Annotated in this window: 18 protein-coding genes; 17 read left to right on the plus strand and 1 reads right to left on the minus strand. The window is 37.8% G+C overall.

Going from position 1 to position 21,571, the window contains the following annotated elements; genetic code table 11:
• Positions 1-3 precede the first annotated feature (3 nt).
• From C3E88_RS00245 to C3E88_RS00325, 17 genes are all read left to right on the plus strand, one after another.
• Positions 4-1,500 carry a spore germination protein gene (locus tag C3E88_RS00245; RefSeq protein WP_236908039.1) on the plus strand — a complete coding sequence of 499 codons (1,497 nt, stop codon included), beginning with the start codon at positions 4-6 and terminating at the stop codon, positions 1,498-1,500.
• Positions 1,501-1,504: 4 nt separating this feature from the next.
• Positions 1,505-2,596, plus strand: coding sequence for a GerAB/ArcD/ProY family transporter (locus tag C3E88_RS00250; RefSeq protein WP_236908040.1), 1,092 nt, complete (start codon positions 1,505-1,507; stop codon positions 2,594-2,596).
• Entirely contained in the window at positions 2,593-3,711 is a 1,119-nt protein-coding gene (locus C3E88_RS00255; RefSeq protein ID WP_236908041.1) for a Ger(x)C family spore germination protein, read from the plus strand. Before C3E88_RS00250 ends, C3E88_RS00255 begins: the two co-directional genes overlap by 4 nt.
• A gap of 111 nt (positions 3,712-3,822) precedes the next feature.
• Positions 3,823-4,488 carry a stage II sporulation protein R gene (gene spoIIR / locus C3E88_RS00260; RefSeq protein WP_236908042.1) on the plus strand — a complete coding sequence of 222 codons (666 nt, stop codon included), beginning with the start codon at positions 3,823-3,825 and terminating at the stop codon, positions 4,486-4,488.
• 81 nt (positions 4,489-4,569) lie between these two features.
• On the plus strand, positions 4,570-5,304 hold the full coding sequence (gene sleB / locus C3E88_RS00265; RefSeq protein ID WP_236908043.1) for a spore cortex-lytic enzyme: 735 nt from the start codon (positions 4,570-4,572) through the stop codon (positions 5,302-5,304).
• An 11-nt stretch (positions 5,305-5,315) separates the two neighbouring features.
• On the plus strand, positions 5,316-6,683 hold the full coding sequence (gene ypeB, locus C3E88_RS00270; RefSeq protein ID WP_236908044.1) for a germination protein YpeB: 1,368 nt from the start codon (positions 5,316-5,318) through the stop codon (positions 6,681-6,683).
• 57 nt (positions 6,684-6,740) lie between these two features.
• On the plus strand, positions 6,741-7,547 hold the full coding sequence (gene murI, locus C3E88_RS00275) for a glutamate racemase (protein ID WP_236908045.1): 807 nt from the start codon (positions 6,741-6,743) through the stop codon (positions 7,545-7,547).
• 67 nt (positions 7,548-7,614) lie between these two features.
• Complete coding sequence (locus C3E88_RS00280) at positions 7,615-9,000, plus strand: sigma-54 interaction domain-containing protein (RefSeq protein ID WP_236908046.1); 1,386 nt, start codon at positions 7,615-7,617, stop codon at positions 8,998-9,000.
• A gap of 194 nt (positions 9,001-9,194) precedes the next feature.
• Entirely contained in the window at positions 9,195-10,232 is a 1,038-nt protein-coding gene (locus C3E88_RS00285; protein ID WP_236908047.1) for an L-erythro-3,5-diaminohexanoate dehydrogenase, read from the plus strand.
• 61 nt (positions 10,233-10,293) lie between these two features.
• Positions 10,294-11,562, plus strand: coding sequence for a lysine 2,3-aminomutase (ablA, locus tag C3E88_RS00290; protein WP_236908048.1), 1,269 nt, complete (start codon positions 10,294-10,296; stop codon positions 11,560-11,562).
• 89 nt (positions 11,563-11,651) lie between these two features.
• Positions 11,652-12,683 (plus strand): hypothetical protein, encoded by a 1,032-nt coding sequence (locus C3E88_RS00295; protein ID WP_236908049.1) that lies wholly within the window; start codon positions 11,652-11,654, stop codon positions 12,681-12,683.
• 10 nt (positions 12,684-12,693) lie between these two features.
• The gene (locus C3E88_RS00300; protein ID WP_236908094.1) at positions 12,694-14,310 is read left to right on the plus strand and encodes a MutS-related protein; all 1,617 of its coding nucleotides are present in this window, start codon (positions 12,694-12,696) and stop codon (positions 14,308-14,310) included.
• 71 nt (positions 14,311-14,381) lie between these two features.
• The gene (locus C3E88_RS00305; protein ID WP_236908050.1) at positions 14,382-15,935 is read left to right on the plus strand and encodes a lysine 5,6-aminomutase subunit alpha; all 1,554 of its coding nucleotides are present in this window, start codon (positions 14,382-14,384) and stop codon (positions 15,933-15,935) included.
• Positions 15,935-16,693, plus strand: coding sequence for an OAM dimerization domain-containing protein (locus C3E88_RS00310; protein WP_236908051.1), 759 nt, complete (start codon positions 15,935-15,937; stop codon positions 16,691-16,693). Before C3E88_RS00305 ends, C3E88_RS00310 begins: the two co-directional genes overlap by 1 nt.
• Before the next feature lie 109 nt (positions 16,694-16,802).
• Positions 16,803-18,725: an OPT family oligopeptide transporter gene (locus C3E88_RS00315; RefSeq protein WP_236908052.1), complete on the plus strand. Its 1,923-nt coding sequence runs from the start codon at positions 16,803-16,805 to the stop codon at positions 18,723-18,725.
• Complete coding sequence (locus C3E88_RS00320; RefSeq protein WP_236908053.1) at positions 18,706-19,077, plus strand: PqqD family protein; 372 nt, start codon at positions 18,706-18,708, stop codon at positions 19,075-19,077. Before C3E88_RS00315 ends, C3E88_RS00320 begins: the two co-directional genes overlap by 20 nt.
• A 148-nt stretch (positions 19,078-19,225) precedes the next feature.
• On the plus strand, positions 19,226-20,947 hold the full coding sequence (locus tag C3E88_RS00325) for an HD-GYP domain-containing protein (protein ID WP_236908054.1): 1,722 nt from the start codon (positions 19,226-19,228) through the stop codon (positions 20,945-20,947).
• Between the two features lie 62 nt (positions 20,948-21,009).
• Here the strand turns inward: C3E88_RS00325 and C3E88_RS00330 are convergent, their stop codons facing one another.
• Positions 21,010-21,528 (minus strand): ECF transporter S component, encoded by a 519-nt coding sequence (locus tag C3E88_RS00330; RefSeq protein WP_236908055.1) that lies wholly within the window; start codon positions 21,526-21,528, stop codon positions 21,010-21,012.
• Positions 21,529-21,571 lie beyond the last annotated feature (43 nt).

The raw sequence follows: 21,571 nt of genomic DNA on the forward strand, positions 1-21,571 counted from the left end.
AATATGTCAGAAATCATAAACAAGAGTTTAGACCAAAATATACAAAACTTTAAGAATATATTTAAGGATTGTGGCGATATAGGCTATAGATTTATACAGATTGGTAGCACTCAAAAAACCCAAGCCTGTTTTATTTTCTCCGATGGACTCATAGACAAACAGATAATAAGTGAATACGCTATCCAACTCCTATTGACTACCAGTGAAGGTGGAGATTTGGATATGGCTAAGTTTAAGTCAAATATAATGGACACCATAGCCAAGGAAGCCATTGCCATAGTGGAAGTAGATGAAGAAACGGAAGTAGATAGATTAGTAGATAGCATATTATCAGGTGAAACTATATTGCTGGTAGATGGAATATCAAAGGCTTTAGTACTATCATCTAGAGGCTGGCCTACTAGAGGGGTAGGAGAGCCGGAAACGGAAACCGTCGTCAGGGGACCTAGAGATGGATTTGCAGAGACCCTAAAGATAAACACCACCTTAGTGCGAAGGCGAGTTAGGGATCCTAAGATGAAGATAAAAACCCTTCAGATAGGCAGAAGATCCAAGACAGATGTAGCCGTTTTGTATATTGAGGATATTGTAAATGAAGAACTGTTAAAGGAAGTGTTCAAAAGGCTAGATACCGTAGATATAGATGCTATATTAGATAGTGCCATGTTAGAACAGCTAATAGAAGATGACTATCTATCTCCTTTTCCCCAAATAGAAAACACGGAGAGACCAGATACGGTAGCCGCCTCTCTATATGAAGGAAGGGTTGCTCTACTAGTTGACAATACTCCTTTTGCCCTAATAGTTCCAGCTACCTTAGGAACACTGTTGCAATCAGCAGAGGATTATTACAGTAGATGGACCATTTCTTCTGTTCTTAGGTTATTGCGAATATTAGCTGGATTCCTAGCCATCTTGTCGCCAGCATTATATATAGCCATTACATCCTTCCACCCTGGACTTATCCCTACTAAGCTAACCTATTATGTAGCAGCAAGTAGGATCAATGTGCCCTTTCCAGCAGTAGTGGAGGCTTTTTTAATGGAGATTACTATTGAACTGCTACGGGAGGCAGGAACTAGAATATCTGGGCCCATTGGCACCACCATAGGTATAGTAGGAGGGCTTATCATAGGTCAGGCAGCAGTAGAGGCAGGCGTCGTCAGTCCTTTGATGATTATCATAGTAGCAATAACTACCATAGCTGCCTTTGCATTACCCAGTTATGAACTTGCATCTGGATTGAGAGTTTGTAGATTCATATTCATGATTTTAGCAGCCTTTCTAGGACTATATGGGATCATGCTAGGCGTGGTAGTGCTATCTACCCATATGATTAGATTGAATAGCTTTGGAATACCCTTTACCTCCCCTTATTCAGGATTGGGCATACAAGAAGGAGACTTAAAGGATACATTGATAAAAGCCCCTATTCAAAAACTAGAAAGACGACCTCAATTTACATTCCCCAAAAACAAGAGAAGGATGAGAAGAAGGTGATAAAGTGCAGAGAAATAAAATATCCAATCAACAGATAAAGGCTCTAATGGTATCTATAGTCGTAGGCATAGGCATATTATCCTTACCTAGTGATATGGCCATGGTGTTAGACAATGATGGATGGATAGGTATCCTAATAGGTGGAATAACAACTATTCCCTTCATAATTATGATAGATAGGCTATTTATAATGAAACCTGGAAAGACCTTCTTCCAATTGGGGAGGGAAGTGCTAAACCCAATAGTGTTTCAAGTATTTCTCATAATAGGTGTATTTTATATAATAATTCTACTGGGGTATACTAGTAGAGTTTTTGCAGATATAATAAAGGCCTATCTATTAGATACCACTCCAACGGAGGTTATAATCATAACCATGTTATTAGCCATATCCTATATAGCCCGATCTCCCATAGAGGCTATAGCCAGGATGGCCGTCATAATATACCCTATTATAATAATATTTGTAATATTTTTGATAATAATAAATCTGCCCAATATGGATGTCACCAATATATACCCTATATTCCAAGTAAACTATAAACATATCCCTAGAGGAGTTTTGACAGCCTTATTTTCCTATTCAGGATATGAATTCATACTATTAGTGTTACCTTATGCAGAAGACAAAAAAAGTACATTAAAATATAGTTTAAATGGTATGTTCATAGTAATTGCAATATATTTGATAGTATTTTTCATGTCCTTATCCCAATACGGTATTCATCAATTAATAAGAGAAATTTGGCCAACTATAGCTATTATTAAAGAGGTAGATTTGCCAGGGTATTTTTTGGAGAATTTAGATGGAATAGTAATGGCTGTATGGGTTATGGTGATATATGGTACCATGGGGCCTTTTCTTCATTCGGCAGGAACTATACTTTCCGATATCTTCCATACAAAAACCCATGAAGTATTCATACTACCCTTATTACCAATTATATATATAGTTGGGATGTTACCGAGAAATTTGGTACAGACAGATGAAACTTTGGGGAAAATTGTCAACTATTTTTCCATAATTGCAATAATTATTATACCTGCCACCATATTTATAGCAACCTATATCCATAGTAGGAGGGAGGGAAAATGAAGAAAAGGAGTATTATCTTATTAATACTATTGACCATATTTCTATCTGGTTGTTGGGATATGGTAGAGATCAACCAAAGGCTATTCGTATCCAGTATAGGAGTAGATTTATACGACGAAAAGGGCATGAACAAATATCTAGTAACTTACGTATATCCTAATATAAATGCTATAGGAAAAAACGCCACAGAGGATAAGAAGAAATATACAGTATCCACCCCTTGTAGCAGTATATTCCAAGCAGGTAAAGAATTTAGTACCAATGTAGAATACCCTTTCTATTATAAACACCTAAAGGTGCTGATTTTGGCAAAGGATGTAATCAAGGACGGAAACATGACGAGGGAGATAATTGACGAATTAAATCGAGACACAAAGATAAACAAGAAACTATTACTATTAGTAGCAGAGGATAATGCCAAGGATATATTGGAATCAAAACCTCCTCAAGGACAGATAAGCGATGGCACCATATATAACATACTAAGGGATAATCGGTCTGCTAGTAGATTTACACCTCAAACTTTGACGACATTGATTACAGAAATGGACTGTAATGGAGTTTCCATCATGCCAAGGGCAAATAAGAAGGGAGAGGAGCTATCCATATCCGGTGCTGCCATAATCAAAGACTATCAGTTCATAGGTTGGATTGGAGAAAAGGAAAATAGAGCTATAAGCTTGATAAAGGATAAGGTGGAAATAGAATTAATAGATATACCCTATAAGGACAGCATACTGTCCTACGCCGTTACGGATGTTAAATCCCATAAGAAAGTAGATATAGACGATGAAATAAGGGCCAATCTGTTTGTTGGCTTAGAAGGATATCTACAAGGATACAAGATGGATAATCACATAAACGTATTTAATAATGAAGTTTTACTAGATATGGAAGGTGCTTTGGAAAAACAAATCAAAAAGGAAATAGAGGAAACTATAAATTTAATCCAAAACCAATACAATGCTGATGTAATCGGAATTGGAGAACATCTAAGTAAATTTAATCCTAAGGCATGGAAGGAAGTAGAAGACAAGTGGGGAGAAATATTTCCCGAGATTAAATTTGACATAGATGTAGATGTGAAAATAAGAAGAACAGGCTTGACTAAATAATGGGACAGTGGGGACTGATATGCTTCCATATTTTAAAAATCAATAGTATAAAAAAACAATAATAGGAAATAATTTATAATACCAGAAAAAAAGTATATAGGAGGAATTTTAATGAAGTATAAAAAGCTAATACTTTGTCTGCTATTATTAATTATTTCTATTGTATACATAGTTTATCCCTACAGTACTAAGGCTCAAGTAGAAACCTTTAAAGATGAAATAATCCGCTTTCATATAAAGGCTAATAGCGATAAGGAGGAAGATCAAGCTTTAAAGTTGAAGATAAGGGATGAAATCCTTGAAGAGATGAAAGACAAATTTGAAAATAGTAAGTCCATAGAAGAAACCCGAAGTATAATACTAGATAATATAGATAATATTAAATCCATAACAGAAAACCTAATTGCAAAGGAAGGAAAGGATTTTCCTGTAGAAGTATCCCTAGGTAGTAGAAATTTTCCTACAAGAAAATATGGAAACATTACCTTTCCTTCAGGGGAATATGAAACCCTAATGGTAACCATAGGAGAAGGTAAGGGGAAAAACTGGTGGTGTGTTATGTTTCCTCCTTTGTGTTTTGTAGATATTACCCATAGCAATGCCAGCAATGTAGAAAAGGATCTAAAAGAAGTTTTAACAGAAGAAGAAGTAGACCTTCTCCTATCCAACAAGGAACCTCCAATAATACTTAAATCTAAAATAGCTGAAATACTAGAAAAGACCAAAATCCACTTTGCAAACCGATTTGGTAAAAAAACTACTACTAGCAAAAACTAGTAGTAGTTTTATATTTTTGAGCTTTTTTCAATTATCCGTATAAAAATTCTTTTTTTACAAAAAATATAGAAACCAACAAATATGAGAGGAGGAAACTGTTTGAAAAAGTTTACCATAATGACCATGATATTTGTGTTAGTATTCCTATCCATACTCATGTTTTACGAACCAAATATAAATTCCATAGAGAGCACCAGTAGATATAATATGTATGCACCTCAGATTCTATATTGGGGCACTCAAGGTCAAGATGTGAAAAATGTTCAATGGCAATTAGTCAAATGGAAATATCTAATAGGAAAGGTAGATGGCGTATATGGAGCCGAGACCTATAGAGCTGTTCGAAGATTTCAAGCAAAAAATGGATTATCCGTTGATGGGGTGGTAGGGCCTAGGACAGCAGCAGCTTTAGGCATAACCCTAAGGGGTACTACAGCACCTGCCTCTGCCCAAGGTATAAACAGAAGAGGTGATGAATATCTACTAGCCAGGGCCATCCACGGAGAAGCCAGAGGGGAGCCTTATATAGGAAAAGTAGCTGTAGGAGCAGTAGTATTAAATAGAACTAGAAGTCCAAAGTTTCCAAATACAGTAGCTGGGGTAATATACCAGCCTCTGGCTTTCACTGCAGTAGCCGATGGTCAGATAAACTTAACCCCTGGCAAGGACTCTATAAAAGCTGCCAGAGATGCACTAAACGGTTGGGACCCAACCTATGGTTGTCTATATTATTGGAATCCAGCCACTGCCACTAGTAGATGGATTTGGTCTAGAAAAGTAACTCTAAAAATAGGCAAGCACTGGTTTGGACTATAGGAGGTGATAAAATGGATAAAAGAAGATGGTGGATAGCCCCAACTATATTAGGATTAGCTTTGGTAGTAGCTCTAGTTTGGGGTTACAATGAATATACCACCAAAAATGAACTAGGAGTAGCTTTAGAAAATCATTATCAAAGATTGTTTTTTGATGTAAAAAAACATGTAGAAAATGTTCAAGTAAATCTGTCTAAAGCCATGCTATCGGAATCCAGGGACCAGAATGTACTACTACTATCCCAAATAATGAACGAAGCCTATTTTGCTCAAGATAAATTAGGCCAAATGCCCATAACCCATGCGGAAACGGCCAAGACGGAAAAATTCTTAAATCAGGTAGCAGACTATAGCTATCATCTGATTCAAACCCATCTAAAAGGAGAACCTTTGACCAATAAACAAAGGGAGGCTTTGGCCAATCTTCAAGGGAACTCAGCTACATTTAACAACGAATTGGCAAAACTCCAGTCAGAACTAGCTGACAAAAACTTTTTGATGGGTAGTCTAAATAGACGACAAAGTAAAAAAGTCAGGGAAGGTAATGAAAAGATTTTTCAAACTAGTCTAGTATCTGTAGAAAAAAACATGGCAAAAACACCGGAATTGATATACGATGGCCCCTTTTCTGATCAGATGATAAATAGAAAGCCTTTGGGGTTAGATGGAAGTAATGTATCGAGAAAAGAAGCAGAAAAAATAGCCAGGGACTTCTTCGGCGCTGCTAGAGTTCAGGATATAACTTCCTTCGAAGAGGGAAAGGATGCTCAAGAAGTTAGGATACCTTCCTACACCTTCAATATAAGGCCTAAAAACACTTCTAAGGAATTGGCCACATATATAGGTGTATCTAAAAAAGGCGGCAAGGTAATATGGATGGCCAATTCTAGGCCTGTACCTAAAGGGAAATTAACTATAAAAGAGGCTCAAGATAAAGCCTTAAAATACCTTAAGGAAAAGGGCTTTGACAGTATGGAACCAAATTATTACTTAAAATACGATGGAACCGTACTATTCAATTTCGTATATAAGGAAAAGGATGTAACCATATATCCAGACTTGGTCAAAGTAAAAGTAGCCTTAGACAATGGAGAAATAGTAGGTTTTGATGCTTCTAGTTATTATCTAAACCATCATACTAGAAATATTCAACAACCAAATGTTTCCGACACAGAAGCTAGGGAGAAGGTAAAGATAGATTTTGACATAGATTCTACACGATTAACCTTAATACCAAAAGGAAAAAATGAAGTATTATGTTACGAGTTCAAAGGTAAATACAGAGGGGCAGACTATATAGTATATATCAATGCCCTAGATGGTAGTGAAGAACAGATACTACAGATAATAAAAGATGAAAATGGAACATTGACATTTTAAAAAACAGTTGTAAATTCCCCCTATTATTATTAGAATATAATAGAAGGGGGAATTTTTATGGACAGTAGACCTATAGGAGTATTCGATTCAGGAATCGGAGGATTAACAGTATTAAAAGAAGTAGTAGAACAACTACCAGGAGAGGATATAATATATTTTGGAGATACAGCCCGGATTCCCTATGGAACAAGATCTAAGGAAACCGTAATAAAATATTTTTTCCAATCGGTAAGATTTCTATTGACAAAGGAAATAAAAGCAATAGTAGTTGCTTGTAATACAGCTTCTGCCTTAGCTATGGAGGAGGCTCAAAAGGTATTTGATATACCCCTGATAGGGGTAATAGATCCAGGTTCAAAAGCAGCCGTAGCCTCTACTAAAAACTCCACTATAGGAGTCATAGGTACGGAAGGAACCATAAACAGCGGATCCTATCAAAGAAAAATAAGGCGGATATTACCTTCAGCAGAGATAATAGGCATATCCTGTCCCTTATTTGTACCTATAGTAGAAGAAGGATGGGAAAACTCTGATGTAGCCTATATAACGGCACAAAAATATCTATTAGAATTAAAAGAACACAATATAGACTCCCTAGTACTTGGCTGTACTCATTATCCAGCCCTTAGATACACTATAAACAAGGTATTAGGAGATAAGGTAACCCTCATAAACCCTGCCTATGAAACTGCCAAAGTGACTAAGATAATGTTAAAAGAACAAAATCTATTATCCAATAAGCTAGACGGAGGCAAATGCAATTATTTCGTAAGCGACGATCCAGAGAAGTTTAAACGAATAGGGGGCAATATCCTAAGAAAGGAGATAGCCTCTGTTCAAAAAGTCAATATAGAGAACTTATAGGCACTAATTAGTGCCTATAATTAGGCACCAGGTGCCCAAAATTAAGCACAAAAGGGGGCTTAAAACTATGGAAGATCTATTTTTTAGAGAAAATATATTGGAAATATTGGATTATATAGAAGAGGGCATACATATTATCGACCATAGGGGGAGAATAGTATACTACAATATATTTGCTCAAAAAATCGACGGAATAGATAGAGACAAGGCCATTGGAAGACATCTTTTGGAAGTATACCCTTCTCTAACCTATGAAACCTCTACCTTGTTAACGGTAATGAATACGGGGGAACCAATATTTAATAAGGAACAAACCTTCATAAACTACAAAGGAGAGAAGATAACCACTATAAACTCATCTATACCAATAAAGAGTAAGGACAAGATATTGGGAGCCTTAGAGATATCTAAGGATATTACCCAAGTAAGAAAGATGTCGGAGAAAATAGTTGATCTGCAAAGTCAGTTATACAACAATACCCCAAGCAAATCCAGAGGAGGAGAAACAGCAAAATACACCTTCCTAGATATAATAGGGGAAAATGAAGAGATGCTGCGACTGAAAAAAGTAGCCTTAAAGGCAGCAGAAACCGATGCACCAGTTCTCATATACGGAGAAACAGGCACAGGAAAAGAGCTATTCGTTCACTCCATACATAATTCAAGTCATAGAAAACATAAACCCTTCATTACCCAAAACTGTGCAGCTCTACCAGCCAATCTATTAGAAGGCATACTATTTGGCACCGTAAAGGGAGGCTTTACAGGAGCAGAAGACAGGCAAGGACTATTTCAGCTAGCCCATGGAGGCACTCTATTCTTAGACGAAATAAACTCCATGCCTTTAGAGCTGCAATCCAAACTATTAAGAGCTATTCAGGATGGCTCCATAAGGCCAGTAGGGGATACTAGAACCATCAATGTAGATGTGAGGATAATCACCGCCACCAATATACCACCAGAAGAAGCAGTAAAACATAAGCTACTGAGAGAGGATCTATACTATAGATTAAATGTAATAGGATTTAGCATCCCTCCCTTAAGGGAAAGAAAAGATGACATACCCATACTTACCCAATATTTCATAAAAGAACTAAACAAAAAACTCAACAAATCCGTAAAAGGAGTCTCCAAGGAAGTAATGAATATATTCAACAAATATCCTTGGGAAGGCAATGTAAGGGAATTGGAAAATCTAATAGAAGGAATAATGAGCATACAGGATATAGAAATCATAGAAGCAAAACACCTGCCAGCCAAGTTTAGACCCTATAAGAGTAGCAACAAAGGCTTAAAACCCTTCTCCCTAAAGGATACCCTAGAAGAAACGGAAAAAAATCTAATAGTCCAAGCCCTAGAAGAATCCGAACACAATATTAGCCGAGCAGCGGAAATATTAAACATTCCTCGACAAACCCTCCAATACAAAATATCCAAATACAATCTAAAATAAATACAATAACTATATAAAATGGTGCCAGGCACCATTTTATATAGTTATTCGCCGAAAAGTTGGCGGTATATTCTGAACCTTGTTATTATTTTAACTATAATAGTGTTATTTAGCTCTTTTTATTTATGAAAACGTTGGCATAATAGTTGCATTAACTAATATATGGTAATAAATTATTTAAGGGGGAATTGCAGATGAAAAAAGGATGTCCATATGGAACTCATAGAGTATTGGAACCAGAGGGAGTTTTACCTCAACCAGCATTGAAGATCGACAACGATATGGAGATTTATGATAATGAAATACTAATCGATGTACAAACCCTAAATGTAGACTCAGCAAGTTTTACCCAAATCAAGGAACAAGCTAAAGGAGACCCGGAAGAGATAAAGAAGATAATGAAGAGCATAGTAGAGGAAAGAGGGAAGCACCAAAACCCAGTAACTGGCTCGGGAGGTATGTTAATAGGAACTGTGGAAGAGATTGGACCAACCTTAGAAGGGAAAACCGATTTAAAAGTAGGAGACAAAATAGCTACCCTAGTGTCCTTATCCTTAACACCTCTTAGAATAGATGAATTCTTAGAGATAAGACCTGAAGTGGATCAAGTGGATATAAAAGGCAAGGCAATATTATTTGAATCCGGCATATATGCGGTATTACCTGAAGATTTACCAGAGAACTTAGCCCTATCCGTATTAGATGTAGCAGGGGCGCCAGCTCAGACAGCTAAATTGGTCAAACCAGGAGATACGGTAGTAGTCATCGGAGGAACGGGAAAATCCGGCATGCTATGTCTATACGAAGCCAAAAAAAGAGCAGGAGTTACAGGTAAGGTCATATGTGTAGGCTCTAGAGATGAAACCATAGCTAGGACTAAAAATGCCAATCTAGCAGATTACTATATAAAGGCAGATGCTACCAATGCAGTAGATCTGATGAACAAGGTTAGTGAAATTACCGATGGAGAAATGGCAGATATAGTCATAAATACGGTAAATATACCAAATACGGAGATGACCAGCATATTACTTACCAAGGATCAGGGGATAGTATACTTCTTCAGCATGGCCACCAACTTTACCAAGGCTGCCCTAGGAGCAGAAGGGGTAGGTAAAGACATAACTATGATAGTAGGGAACGGATATACCAAGGATCATGCAGCTATATCCTTGGAATTGATGAGGGAAAGTGAAGCATTGAGGAATATATTTGAGAAATTGTATGCTTAGGTAATTTGTGGGACAGCGAGAACCGTCCCTACTGCCTATATTAAAAAGGGGGATATGTAAAATGAGATCCTATAAGGATACAGAACTGTGGAAGGATGTTACGGACACCCAATGGAATGACTGGAAGTGGCAGGTTAGAAATAGGATTACCGATGTAGAAACCTTGAAGAAGGTTATAAATATAACGGAACAGGAAGAGAAGGAAATAGGAGCGGTACTTGAGAAATTTAGAATGGGCATCACACCTTATTATGCATCGCTGATGGACCCAGATGATCCAAACTGTCCCATTAGAAAACAGGCAGTGCCTACTATAATGGAAACCCATGAAAGCGTAGCGGATATGGAGGATCCACTAGCAGAAGATGTGGATTCACCAGTACCTGGCATCACCCATAGATATCCAGATAGAGTGCTATTTTTAATCACAGACCAATGTTCCATGTATTGTAGACATTGTACCAGAAGGAGATTTGCAGGACAGAAGGATTCAGGGGCTCCTAAGAGTCGGATAGACCAAGGGATAGAATATATTAGGAACACACCCGAAGTAAGGGATGTACTATTGTCTGGTGGAGATGCTCTGCTAGTATCTGATGAGCGATTAGAATATATAATTAGAGAACTAAGGGCTATACCCCATGTAGAAATCATAAGAATAGGCAGCCGTACACCTGTAGTTATGCCTATGCGGATTACTGACGATCTAGTAAATATGCTAAAGAAATACCATCCAATATGGTTAAATACCCATTTCAATCATCCAAAGGAGATTACAGAAACCTCCAAAGAAGCAGCGAGAAAGATGGCCGATGGGGGGATCCCACTAGGAAACCAATCGGTATTGCTAAGGGGAGTAAACGACTGTCCTCACATAATGAAGGATCTAGTTCAGAAATTGGTGATGATGAGGATCAGACCCTATTATATATATCAATGCGATCTATCCATGGGAATAGAACATTTTAGAACCAAAGTGTCCAAAGGAGTAGAGATAATAGAAGCCCTAAGAGGCCATACTTCAGGTTTTGCCGTACCGACCTTTGTAGTAGATGCACCAGGAGGTGGCGGTAAGACACCAGTCATGCCTCAATATGTAATAAGTCAATCCCCTACTAAGATAGTTCTAAGAAACTATGAAGGAGTAATCACCACCTATACAGAACCACAAATACTAGAAGAACCTTGTAATTGTCCTGTATGTAAGGGAGAAAGGGAAAGGCATACAACAGGCATAGCAGAATTACTCCAAGGCCCTGAGGTAAAAGCTATGGAACCAAATAGTCTGGAGAGAAAAGAGAGAAAAGCTTATATAGCTCACAATGTATAATTGTAGGGGCAACCTTTGGTTGCCAAGGATTTATCGATAAAGTGGGACACGGAGAACCGTCCCTACTGTCCCAAAATTGGAGGGAATATATGTTATTAGACCATATACACAACAAATACAAAACAATATCCATAGTAGGCATGGCCAAGAATAGTGGCAAGACCGTAGCTTTAAATCATCTGATCCATGAATCTATAGAGGAGGATGTTCAACTAGGCATCATCTCTACTGGAAGGGATGGAGAAGCAGTAGATGTGGTTACGGACACGGAAAAACCAAAGATATTTGCCGGAGTAGGTACCGTCATAGCCACTACTACGGAAATGCTACCCTTCGGAGATGCAAATATAGAAATAATCCATGTAACAGATCATCGAACCCCTTTAGGAGAAATACTCATCGGTCGGGTGAAGGATAGTGGCTATATTCAAATAGCCGGTCCTCAGACTGTAAAGGAAGTAAAAGAAGTGTCCCAACTTATGTTGAATATTGGCGTAGACCTAGTCATCATAGATGGGGCTTTGGACAGAAGGACATCAGCTGCTCCTTCTATTAGCGATGCCACCATTCTGTCTACTGGTGCTGTATTAAGTCGAGATATAAATAGGGTCATAGAAGAGACCCTTCATATAGTAAATCTGTTTAATCTTCCTCCCATAGGAGATTATATAACAAGGGAGCCCATAGAAGAGGCCATTGATAGAGGACAAATAGCTGTAATTGACAAGAATTTTAATACTACCCCTATTAATATAAAAACAGCATTAAATTGTGGCCATATAATTGGGGATCATCTAAAGGAAGATTCTAGATATTTGGTGATCCCCGGATCCCTTGTAAAGAATACGGTAGAGGATATTATCAGCTCTACCAAAATGTACAAGAATATAGATATAGTAGTAACCGATGGAACTAAAATATTTATTGAGCCAAAGGATTGGCTTAGATTTATGAGATATGGGATAAATGTAAAGGTGCTAAATCCTATTAATTTAGTTGCCATAACTGTAAATCCCTATGCACCTCAGGGATACTATTTTGAACCCAATATATTACTAGAAAAAATGCGACATTATATAAAGGATATTCCCGTAGTAGATGTAGTACTAGGGGGTGATTAATGTGGAATTTATGGATCCTATGACGAAAAGAGCATTGGATTTTCAATATATATTAAATAGAATAGACACCAAAACTCCCTATGGCAAGGCATATAAGGAGAAGATAAGACCTTTTCTTCCAGGAGAAGAAGATAAATTAATAGAGGAGTTAAAAAAGGTAGAAAGCTATATTCCTTATTGTAAGGATAGGCAATTTATGAGACAGATAGGTCATATATTTGCCCATATAAAGGATTTAAAAAGTTCAGTACAAAAAGCCCGAAAAGGAGGTATTCTTTCAGAAGTAGAACTATTTGAGATCAAGAATTTTTTATATTTGATCAAGGATTTAGATCACCTGTTGAAAAGGCATCAACTTCCTCTATGGGATGATATGGAGATTCAGCCTATAGAGGATTTAGAAAGACATTTGGACCCAGAGGATACTGGGCTTTCTACTTTTTACATATACGATTCCTACTCAGAGGAATTAAGGGCAATTCGACAAGAGAAAAGGGAAGTAGAAAAAGAAATAAAAAGGGAGAAAAGACAGCTTAAGGAAGAGATAGAAAGAAAGCTAAATATAAGGCTAAGGCCTGACGGAAGGGTGATCCTTCCTAAGGATGAGAAGGAGTTAATAGAAACGATAGAAGACTACCCCTACCTAACCTATATTTCCGAAACCTATATCAATATCACGTATTCAATAAAGCCAACGGATGATATGAACCTACTGGAAAGGCGTTATCTAATATTGAAGGATAAGGAAGAGAAGGAAGAAGAAAAAATAAAAGAAAATCTATCTAAACAAATAGGCAAAAACTCCAAAAGTCTATTTAAAAATATGGCCAGCATTGGGAAAATGGATTTTGTATTTGGTAGGGCTTCCTTTGCTGTAGAAATAGATGGAGTAAAGCCTAAAATCACCAAAGACCATAGTATAAACATAGTAGAAGGTCGTCATCCAAAGGTAGAGGAGCTTCTAAAGGCCAAAGGATTGAAGTTTACCCCTATATCCATAGGACTAAAGGAAGGGGTTGGCTGTATTACAGGGGCAAATATGGGAGGTAAAACTGTAAGCCTTAAACTAATAGGCCTATTGACGGCTATGGCCCAATATGGACTAATGGTACCTGCTAAGGAGATGACTTTAGGGTTAAACCAATTTATCAAAACTTCCATTGGAGATCTGCAATCTACAGACAAAGGCTTGTCCACCTTTGGTGGAGAAATAAAGTTGATCCAAGAAGCCGTAGAAAGATCCCAGGAAAGAGGCTTAATCCTCATAGATGAATTAGCACGAGGTACCAATCCTGAAGAAGGCTATGCCATATCTAAGGCTATAGTTGAATACTTAAGAGATAAAAATTCCATAACCCTATTGACAACCCACTATGATCATATAGGAAATATGGATCAAGTAATCCACTTTCAGGTAATAGGCCTATCCAATGTGGACCTAGACCATTTGAAAGCTCAATTGCAAAATGAGGAAAATGAAATAGATATAATAAACAAACACATGGACTATCGCCTAAAAATAGTAGACAAAACTACAAAAGTCCCCAAAGAAGCCATAAATATAGCTAGGATAATGGGGTTAGATGAACAAATAATCCATAGGGCAGAAAAAAATTTAGAAGAATAACATACTATTAGGGTGATATTTGGGACAGGGAGAACCGTCCCTGATGTCCCACAAAAAGGAGGTTGAACTATTTGAGCAAATTAAATCTTGATCAAATACAAATAGACAGTTCTAGAAATGCAGCTAGACAAATTGCTGAGGATGTACAAAACTTCATAGATCAGCATACTACTACTTCTACTGAGAGAACTGTTACAAGACTATTGGGGGTGGATGGGGTAGATGAAATAGATAGACCTTTACCCAATGTATTGATAGACAATATAAAAGAAGGTGGAGGCTTGGAGCAGGGAGCTGCCTACTGGATAGGCAATGCAATAGCCCAAACAGGAGATACACCTCAGAAGGTAGCGGAAAAAATTGGCCGAGGAGAACTGGACATTACCCGGATTCCTGCTGCCAGTGAAGAGAAGATCCAAGATATTATATATGAAAGGGCCCAGGAAACCGTAGACAAGATAAAACAAAATAGAGATACAAGATCGGAACTAATAGAAACCTTAGGAGAAGGGAAACAACCATATATATATGTAATAGTGGCTACAGGGAATATATATGAGGATATAGTCCAAGCCCAAGCAGCAGCGCGCCAAGGGGCGGATGTTATAGCGGTCATCAGAACTACTGGCCAATCCCTATTGGATTATGTACCCTATGGGGCTACTACAGAAGGCTTTGGAGGTACCTACGCTACCCAAGAGAACTTCAGGCTTATGAGAAAGGCCTTAGACGAGGTAGGGGAAGAAGTAGGCCGCTATATTAGGCTATGTAACTATTGCTCTGGCCTTTGTATGCCAGAAATAGCTGCTATGGGAGCCTTGGAAAGGTTGGATATGATGTTAAACGATGCCCTATACGGAATACTATTTAGGGATATCAATATGCAAAGAACCCTAATAGACCAATACTTCTCCAGAGTAATCAATGGCTATGCAGGCATAATCATAAATACTGGTGAAGACAATTACCTAACTACTGACGATGCAGTAGAAGCCGCCCATACCGTATTAGCCTCCCAATTTATCAACGAACAATTTGCACTGAAGGCTGGAATTCCTGAAGAACAGATGGGGCTAGGCCATGCCTTTGAGATGGATCCATCCTTGGAAAATGGGTTCCTATACGAATTGGCTCAAGCCCAAATGGCCCGGGAGATATTCCCCAATGCACCACTAAAATATATGCCACCGACCAAGTATATGACCGGCAATATATTTATGGGCCATATACAAGACGCCCTATTCAATATGGTAGCCATAATGACAGGCCAAAGCATTCAACTACTAGGTATGTTGACAGAGGCCATTCATACTCCTCATCTCCACGACAGATATCTATCCATAGAAAATGCCCAATATATCTTCAACAATGCTAGAAATCTAGGAGATGAGATTAGTTTCAAAGAAGATGGCATAATCCAAAACAGAGCCCAAGAGGTATTAGAAAAAGCAGAGGAATTACTCAACGAAATAGCAGACATAGGCCTATTCCACACCATAGAACAGGGCAAATTTGGTGGAGTAAAAAGATCCAGAACTGGAGGCAAAGGATTGGAAGGAGTAGCTAAAAAAGGTAGCGCCTACTTCAATCCATTCATTTCGCTAATGGTTGGAGGTGGTAGATAATGACTCAAGTTGCAAAGGTAGATTTAACTAGGATAAAACCCTATGGGGATACCCTAAACGACGGTATGGTACAGACTAGCTTTACTTTACCAGTACCCTATGGAGATGAAGCTAATGAAGCAGCTAGACTGCTGGCTAAAAAGATGGGGCTAGAAGAGCCATCGGTAGTCTATTCCAAGGATTTAGGCGTAGGTTATACCTATTTCATAGTATATGGCAAATGTATTCACACCGTGGACTATACCAAGATAGAAGTACCCAAGGTGGATATAGAGATAATGACCAAAGAGGAAGTAGAACAATTTATAAAGGATAATATAAAAAGAAATGTAGTCATAGTAGGAGCCTGCACTGGTACCGATGCCCACACCGTTGGCATAGATGCCATAATGAATATGAAAGGATATGCAGGACATTTTGGACTGGAAAGATACGAAGGTATGGATGCCTACAACTTAGGTAGTCAGGTGCCCAACGAAGAACTAGTGGCAAAAGCCATAGAACTAGATGCAGACGCCATATTGGTGTCCCAAGTAGTAACCCAAAAGGATGTTCACATCCCCAATCTAACGGAACTGGTAGAGCTATTAGAAGCAGAAGGCATAAGGGATAAGGTAGTACTAACCTGCGGTGGACCACGAATCTCCCATGAATTGGCCAAGGAACTAGGCTATGATGCAGGCTTTGGAACGGGAACCTTTGCTGAAGACGTAGCTACCTTTACAGTAATGGAAATGGTGAAGAGGGGATTGGTGTAAACAAACCATTGTCTGAATATTTACCAAATATTGTCCCATGACGAAGATAGAGCCTATCTGATATAATATTATGTAAACCAACATAAATTATATAGAAAGGAAGAAAATCATGGACAATGGCAAAAATGCTAATATAGAGTTCAAACCCTATATTGCAGCCGACAAAGTAATGCCAGAATTTACAGCTACAGCTATTATCATAGGGATTATTATGTCTATTATATTTGGTGCTGCCAATGCCTATATTGGGCTAAGGGTAGGTATGACTATATCGGCCTCTATACCGGCAGCAGTAATATCCATGGGAATCATCCGTGGAATAATGAAAAGGGATTCTATCCTAGAGAATAATATGGTTCAAACCATAGGTTCTGCTGGTGAATCCCTAGCATCAGGGGCTATATTCACATTGCCAGCCCTATTCATCTGGTCTCAGGAATTAGGTATGGCAGCTCCAAGTCTTCTTCGAATAGTAATCATCGCCCTTTCTGGCGGGATACTAGGAGCATTGCTCATGTTACCCCTTAGAAAGGCACTAATCGCTAAAGAACATGGGATATTACCTTATCCAGAAGGTACGGCTTGTGCAGAGGTATTAATAGCCGGGGAAACCGGAGGAGCCAAAGCTAAAACCGTATTTACAGGATTGGGGATAGGTTCCTTGTTCAAATTTATAACCGACGGCATAAAGCTATTTCCCAGCGAAATAGAATGGGCTATACCTAAATACAAAGGTGCAGCCATAGGTATGGATACCCTACCAGCCCTACTAGGAGTAGGTTTTATCGTAGGACCCCAGATATCCTCCTATATGTTATCTGGTGCCGTATTAGGTTGGTTGGTAATCATACCACTTATAACCCACCTAGGTCAATATATACCGGAAATAATCTATCCAGCAGCTGTACCTATTAGTCAGCTAGACTACTGGGGAATTTGGTCTAACTATATTAAATATATAGGTGCAGGAGCCGTAGCCTTTGGAGGGATTTTGTCCCTAATAAAATCCTTACCTCTAATAGTAAGGACCTTCAAAGAAGCATTAGGAGGCCTAAAGGGTACTACTAGAAGCACTTCTACCCTTAGAACTGATGAAGATATGTCTATTAAAGGCGCCTTCCTAGGAGTAATAGCCATAGTAATATTTATCGGGGCTACAAACTTTATTCCCGTAGGAATTCCAGGGGCCTTGATCATCGCCATATTTGGATTCTTCTTTGCTACTGTATCAGCAAGACTAGTAGGTCTAGTAGGTAGCAGTAACAATCCAGTATCGGGAATGACCATAGCCACTCTATTGGTAACATCCATCATATTTAAAGCCATAGGATTTGATGGAGAAGAGGGAATGATAGGAGCCCTATCTGTAGGTGCAGTAATCTGTATAATCGCAGCTATGGCAGGAGATATGTCTCAGGACTTGAAGACTGGCTTCCTAGTAGGTGCCACACCTAGGAAACAACAATATGGTGAACTAATAGGAGCCGTAGCGTCTGGGCTAGTAATAGGCTTTGTACTACTATTATTAAACAAAGCTTGGGGATTTGGTTCTGAAGAACTTCCAGCACCACAGGCTACCTTGATGAAACTAGTAATCGAAGGGGTAATGAGCGGTAATCTCCCCTGGGCCTTGGTATTTGCTGGAGCAGGTATAGGCTTGGTAGTAGAACTACTAGGGATTCAAATACTGCCCTTTGCCGTAGGATTATATCTACCTATCCATCTAAGTGTACCTATTATGATAGGTGGTATCCTAAGGGGAATACTGGATAAGAAAAAATTAGATGAAGATACACTTAAACAAAAGGTTGACGGTGGTATACTTTTCTCCTCTGGCCTTATAGCAGGAGAAGGTCTAATAGGAATATTATTAGCTGTATTGGCTATAATACCGGTAGGTGGAGAATTGACCGTTGCAGATAAAGTAGCCTTTGGAAATAATATACTAGGCCAAGGCGGGTCTATAATATTTTTCGCTTTACTAGCTTTTACTCTAGTAAAACACTCCTTCTTTGCTAAAGAGGAAAACTAAAGGAGCAGATATGCCTAAAGGGAATCAACAAAACTATCTAGATGGAATACCAGAAAAATCTAATCATGTCCATTGGAAGGAAAAAGATGATGGACTTATCCAGCTCATTATATATAGGGATTCCCTATTGGATAAGGCCATGAGAAAATTGTTTTTTACACCAGACAAGTTTCTGGTAGATCTAGATCCTATGGGTAGTTTCATATGGAAACAAATAGATGGTAAGAAAACCATATATGAAATAGCCCTATTAGTAAAAGACAGATACCAGGAAGAAGCAGAGCCTTTATACGATAGGCTCATCCAATATATAAGCATCCTTAAAAATAACAAATTTATCGACCTTTTATAAACCATAACTTCCCCTTTAAGGTGCCAGGTTACCTTAAAGGGGAAGTTATTCTAACTAATATGGCATATATTGTCGAAAACCTAATAATATGGTAAAATAGTCCTATAAAGAAAGGACTATAGAACTATATTCATAGGGAGGAGATTTTTTGTCAGTTCAACTAGAATTTAACTCTAGTAGGTGGATCAAATGTCAATCCAATACGGTAGAGAAGGAATTAGAAAAAAGGCAAAAAAGGATTAGCCAAGTATTGGATTACGATATATGCGCATCTGTCATATTTAATGAATGTAGAAATATAGCTATCACTAAAAGCATATATACAAGAGATGCAAATTTTTCTAAGGAAATATTACCGAATATGATATTTTTTCAAAAAAACTCTAAGAACAAACTAAACGAATTAGTGAATAATAAAAGTATAGTACAAAATCGCCACACAGGGGATAGATGTTTCCTAATAGAAGAAGTCAAATCCGAAGTATTTATTCCAATATTCAATCCTCGAGGCAATACCATGACTTTAATAGGCTGTATATACTTGGCTTCTTATGAAGACAAAAGCTTTCCATCAGAACTGCTATTGGAAGATGATGGTTTAAATGAGCAGATATCCGGTATATCTAAACTACTTAATTTATCTTTAGTAGAGTATGAACAGCTATCTAATGCAATGGGTATGATTAATGTATTAACGGAGATATTAAAACATAAAGACCATTTTCTTCCTAATCATAGCTACAATGTAGCCAATTGGTGTAAGGAAATTGGCATGGAGCTAGGACTAAGCCATGAAGAATTGGATAAGCTATACCTAGCTGGATTATTGCACGATGTAGGTAAAACCATGATAGACTATAATATATTAAACAAACCTGGTAAACTGACAGAAGAAGAATATAAAATAATAAAGAACCATCCCATAGATAGCTATATCATCTCTAAACATCTATTAGGCCATATCCCCAAATTAAGGGATATACCTAAAATAGTTAGACACCATCATGAGTGCTATGATGGTAAGGGTTATCCCGATGGTTTAAAGGGAGATGAAGTCCCTTTTTATAGCTATATAATAGGAATTTCCGATGCAATAGATGCTATGCTTTCCAATAGAGCTTATAAAAAGGCAATGCCTTTAAACGCAGTAATCAGCGAACTTTATAAGAATAAGGGCGTTCAATTTCATCCAGAGTTGGTAGATATTATGGCAGAAAAGCTGACTAAGGCTGCGAAACAGCTGAAAGAAACCCTTTACAATCCCATTGGTTTAAGCTCCTTAATAATCAGTTCTAAAGAGGATATTCTAATTATTGAAGGTACATTGGTAAAGCTGGAAAATATCTATATATTTAAACCTTTGGAAGAATCCAAGGTGGAAGGTATAGAACTATCCAAGGCTGTAGATGTAGAGATGGTAGTAAAGGGCTTAAATAGTCTCCAACATTTTGAAGCAAAGGTTGAGGATTTCGAAGACAATACATTTTATATATCCAATCTACAACTAATACCTTCATCAAATACTTTCAATTTGATCTGGAACTTAGAGGGTATATTATATCATCCCGTAAGTAATAAAAAGGTCCCCATAGAGATAATGAGAATTGGTGGCGATGCATTGTCTTTTGCTATTTATGGGGATATAGCCAAAGGCATACCCTATGAAGAAACGATAAAAGTAAAGGTATTATTTGAAGACCAAGATATTGATGTTTCAGGAAACATAATGAAAGCCTATAATTTTGGGCCTTATAAGTATTTTGATTTGGCCTATACCAATATTCCCGACTTCAAAAGGGATATGATATTTAGGCAGCTATTCAGAAAACAAATCCAATTGAGAAAAGCAATAGCCGAATACAAATATTGAGTTCGCCAAAATAAAATAGATCCTTCACTTGATTCGGTGGAACCAGATGAAGGATCTATTTTCTACCAGATAGTATCCCTATCTTTTTCATAGGCTCTAACTATCATGGGAATAAATATAAGTTGGATTATTATTCCGGGTAAGGCTGTTAAGGTTATACCTTTGATGTATATATCCATAGGGGGCATAGGCAATCCAAAGCCCTTTCCCAACAAAAGTACCATTAAAGCCCCTCCTAATCGACCGATTATCATGCTTATTATCAAGGATGGGCATAGGGTCATCTTTATTTTTCTATATAGGAATCCAGATATAAGTCCATATAATCCTAACTCCACTATCATTATCCAAAAAATTGGAACTGGTGGCATACCCGTTAGCATATGATTAATAATAGGAGAAATAATACCAACTGTAAATCCTAAGGCTGGGCCTACAGTCAATCCAGCAATTAAAACTGGAATATGCATAGGTAGAAAGATAGCCCCATTGATTCCACTCATATGTATTATAGTGGGAAGTATAATCCCTAAAGCCAACAATACCGCTGCTGTCACTAAATCTTTTGTACGAAATCTCATACCTTAACTCCTTTCTTAGTTTAATATCTAGGGATATAGGCCC

Origin of the sequence: Clostridium sp. Cult3 (genome assembly GCF_021655115.1) — a bacterium.
GTDB lineage: Bacteria > Bacillota > Clostridia > Tissierellales > Tepidimicrobiaceae > PPXY01.

Excerpts from the sequence above, each read along its gene's own strand:
- C3E88_RS00245 (WP_236908039.1), top strand. The coding sequence starts at position 4 with ATGTCAGAAATCATAAACAAGAGTTTAGACCAAAATATACAAAACTTT.
- C3E88_RS00255 (WP_236908041.1), top strand. The coding sequence starts at position 2,593 with ATGAAGAAAAGGAGTATTATCTTATTAATACTATTGACCATATTTCTA.
- spoIIR (WP_236908042.1), top strand. The coding sequence starts at position 3,823 with ATGAAGTATAAAAAGCTAATACTTTGTCTGCTATTATTAATTATTTCT.
- sleB (WP_236908043.1), top strand. The coding sequence starts at position 4,570 with ATGAGAGGAGGAAACTGTTTGAAAAAGTTTACCATAATGACCATGATA.
- ypeB (WP_236908044.1), top strand. The coding sequence starts at position 5,316 with ATGGATAAAAGAAGATGGTGGATAGCCCCAACTATATTAGGATTAGCT.
- murI (WP_236908045.1), top strand. The coding sequence starts at position 6,741 with ATGGACAGTAGACCTATAGGAGTATTCGATTCAGGAATCGGAGGATTA.
- C3E88_RS00280 (WP_236908046.1), top strand. The coding sequence starts at position 7,615 with ATGGAAGATCTATTTTTTAGAGAAAATATATTGGAAATATTGGATTAT.
- C3E88_RS00285 (WP_236908047.1), top strand. The coding sequence starts at position 9,195 with ATGAAAAAAGGATGTCCATATGGAACTCATAGAGTATTGGAACCAGAG.
- ablA (WP_236908048.1), top strand. The coding sequence starts at position 10,294 with ATGAGATCCTATAAGGATACAGAACTGTGGAAGGATGTTACGGACACC.
- C3E88_RS00295 (WP_236908049.1), top strand. The coding sequence starts at position 11,652 with ATGTTATTAGACCATATACACAACAAATACAAAACAATATCCATAGTA.
- C3E88_RS00300 (WP_236908094.1), top strand. The coding sequence starts at position 12,694 with ATGGATCCTATGACGAAAAGAGCATTGGATTTTCAATATATATTAAAT.
- C3E88_RS00310 (WP_236908051.1), top strand. The coding sequence starts at position 15,935 with ATGACTCAAGTTGCAAAGGTAGATTTAACTAGGATAAAACCCTATGGG.
- C3E88_RS00315 (WP_236908052.1), top strand. The coding sequence starts at position 16,803 with ATGGACAATGGCAAAAATGCTAATATAGAGTTCAAACCCTATATTGCA.
- C3E88_RS00330 (WP_236908055.1), bottom strand. The coding sequence starts at position 21,528 with ATGAGATTTCGTACAAAAGATTTAGTGACAGCAGCGGTATTGTTGGCT.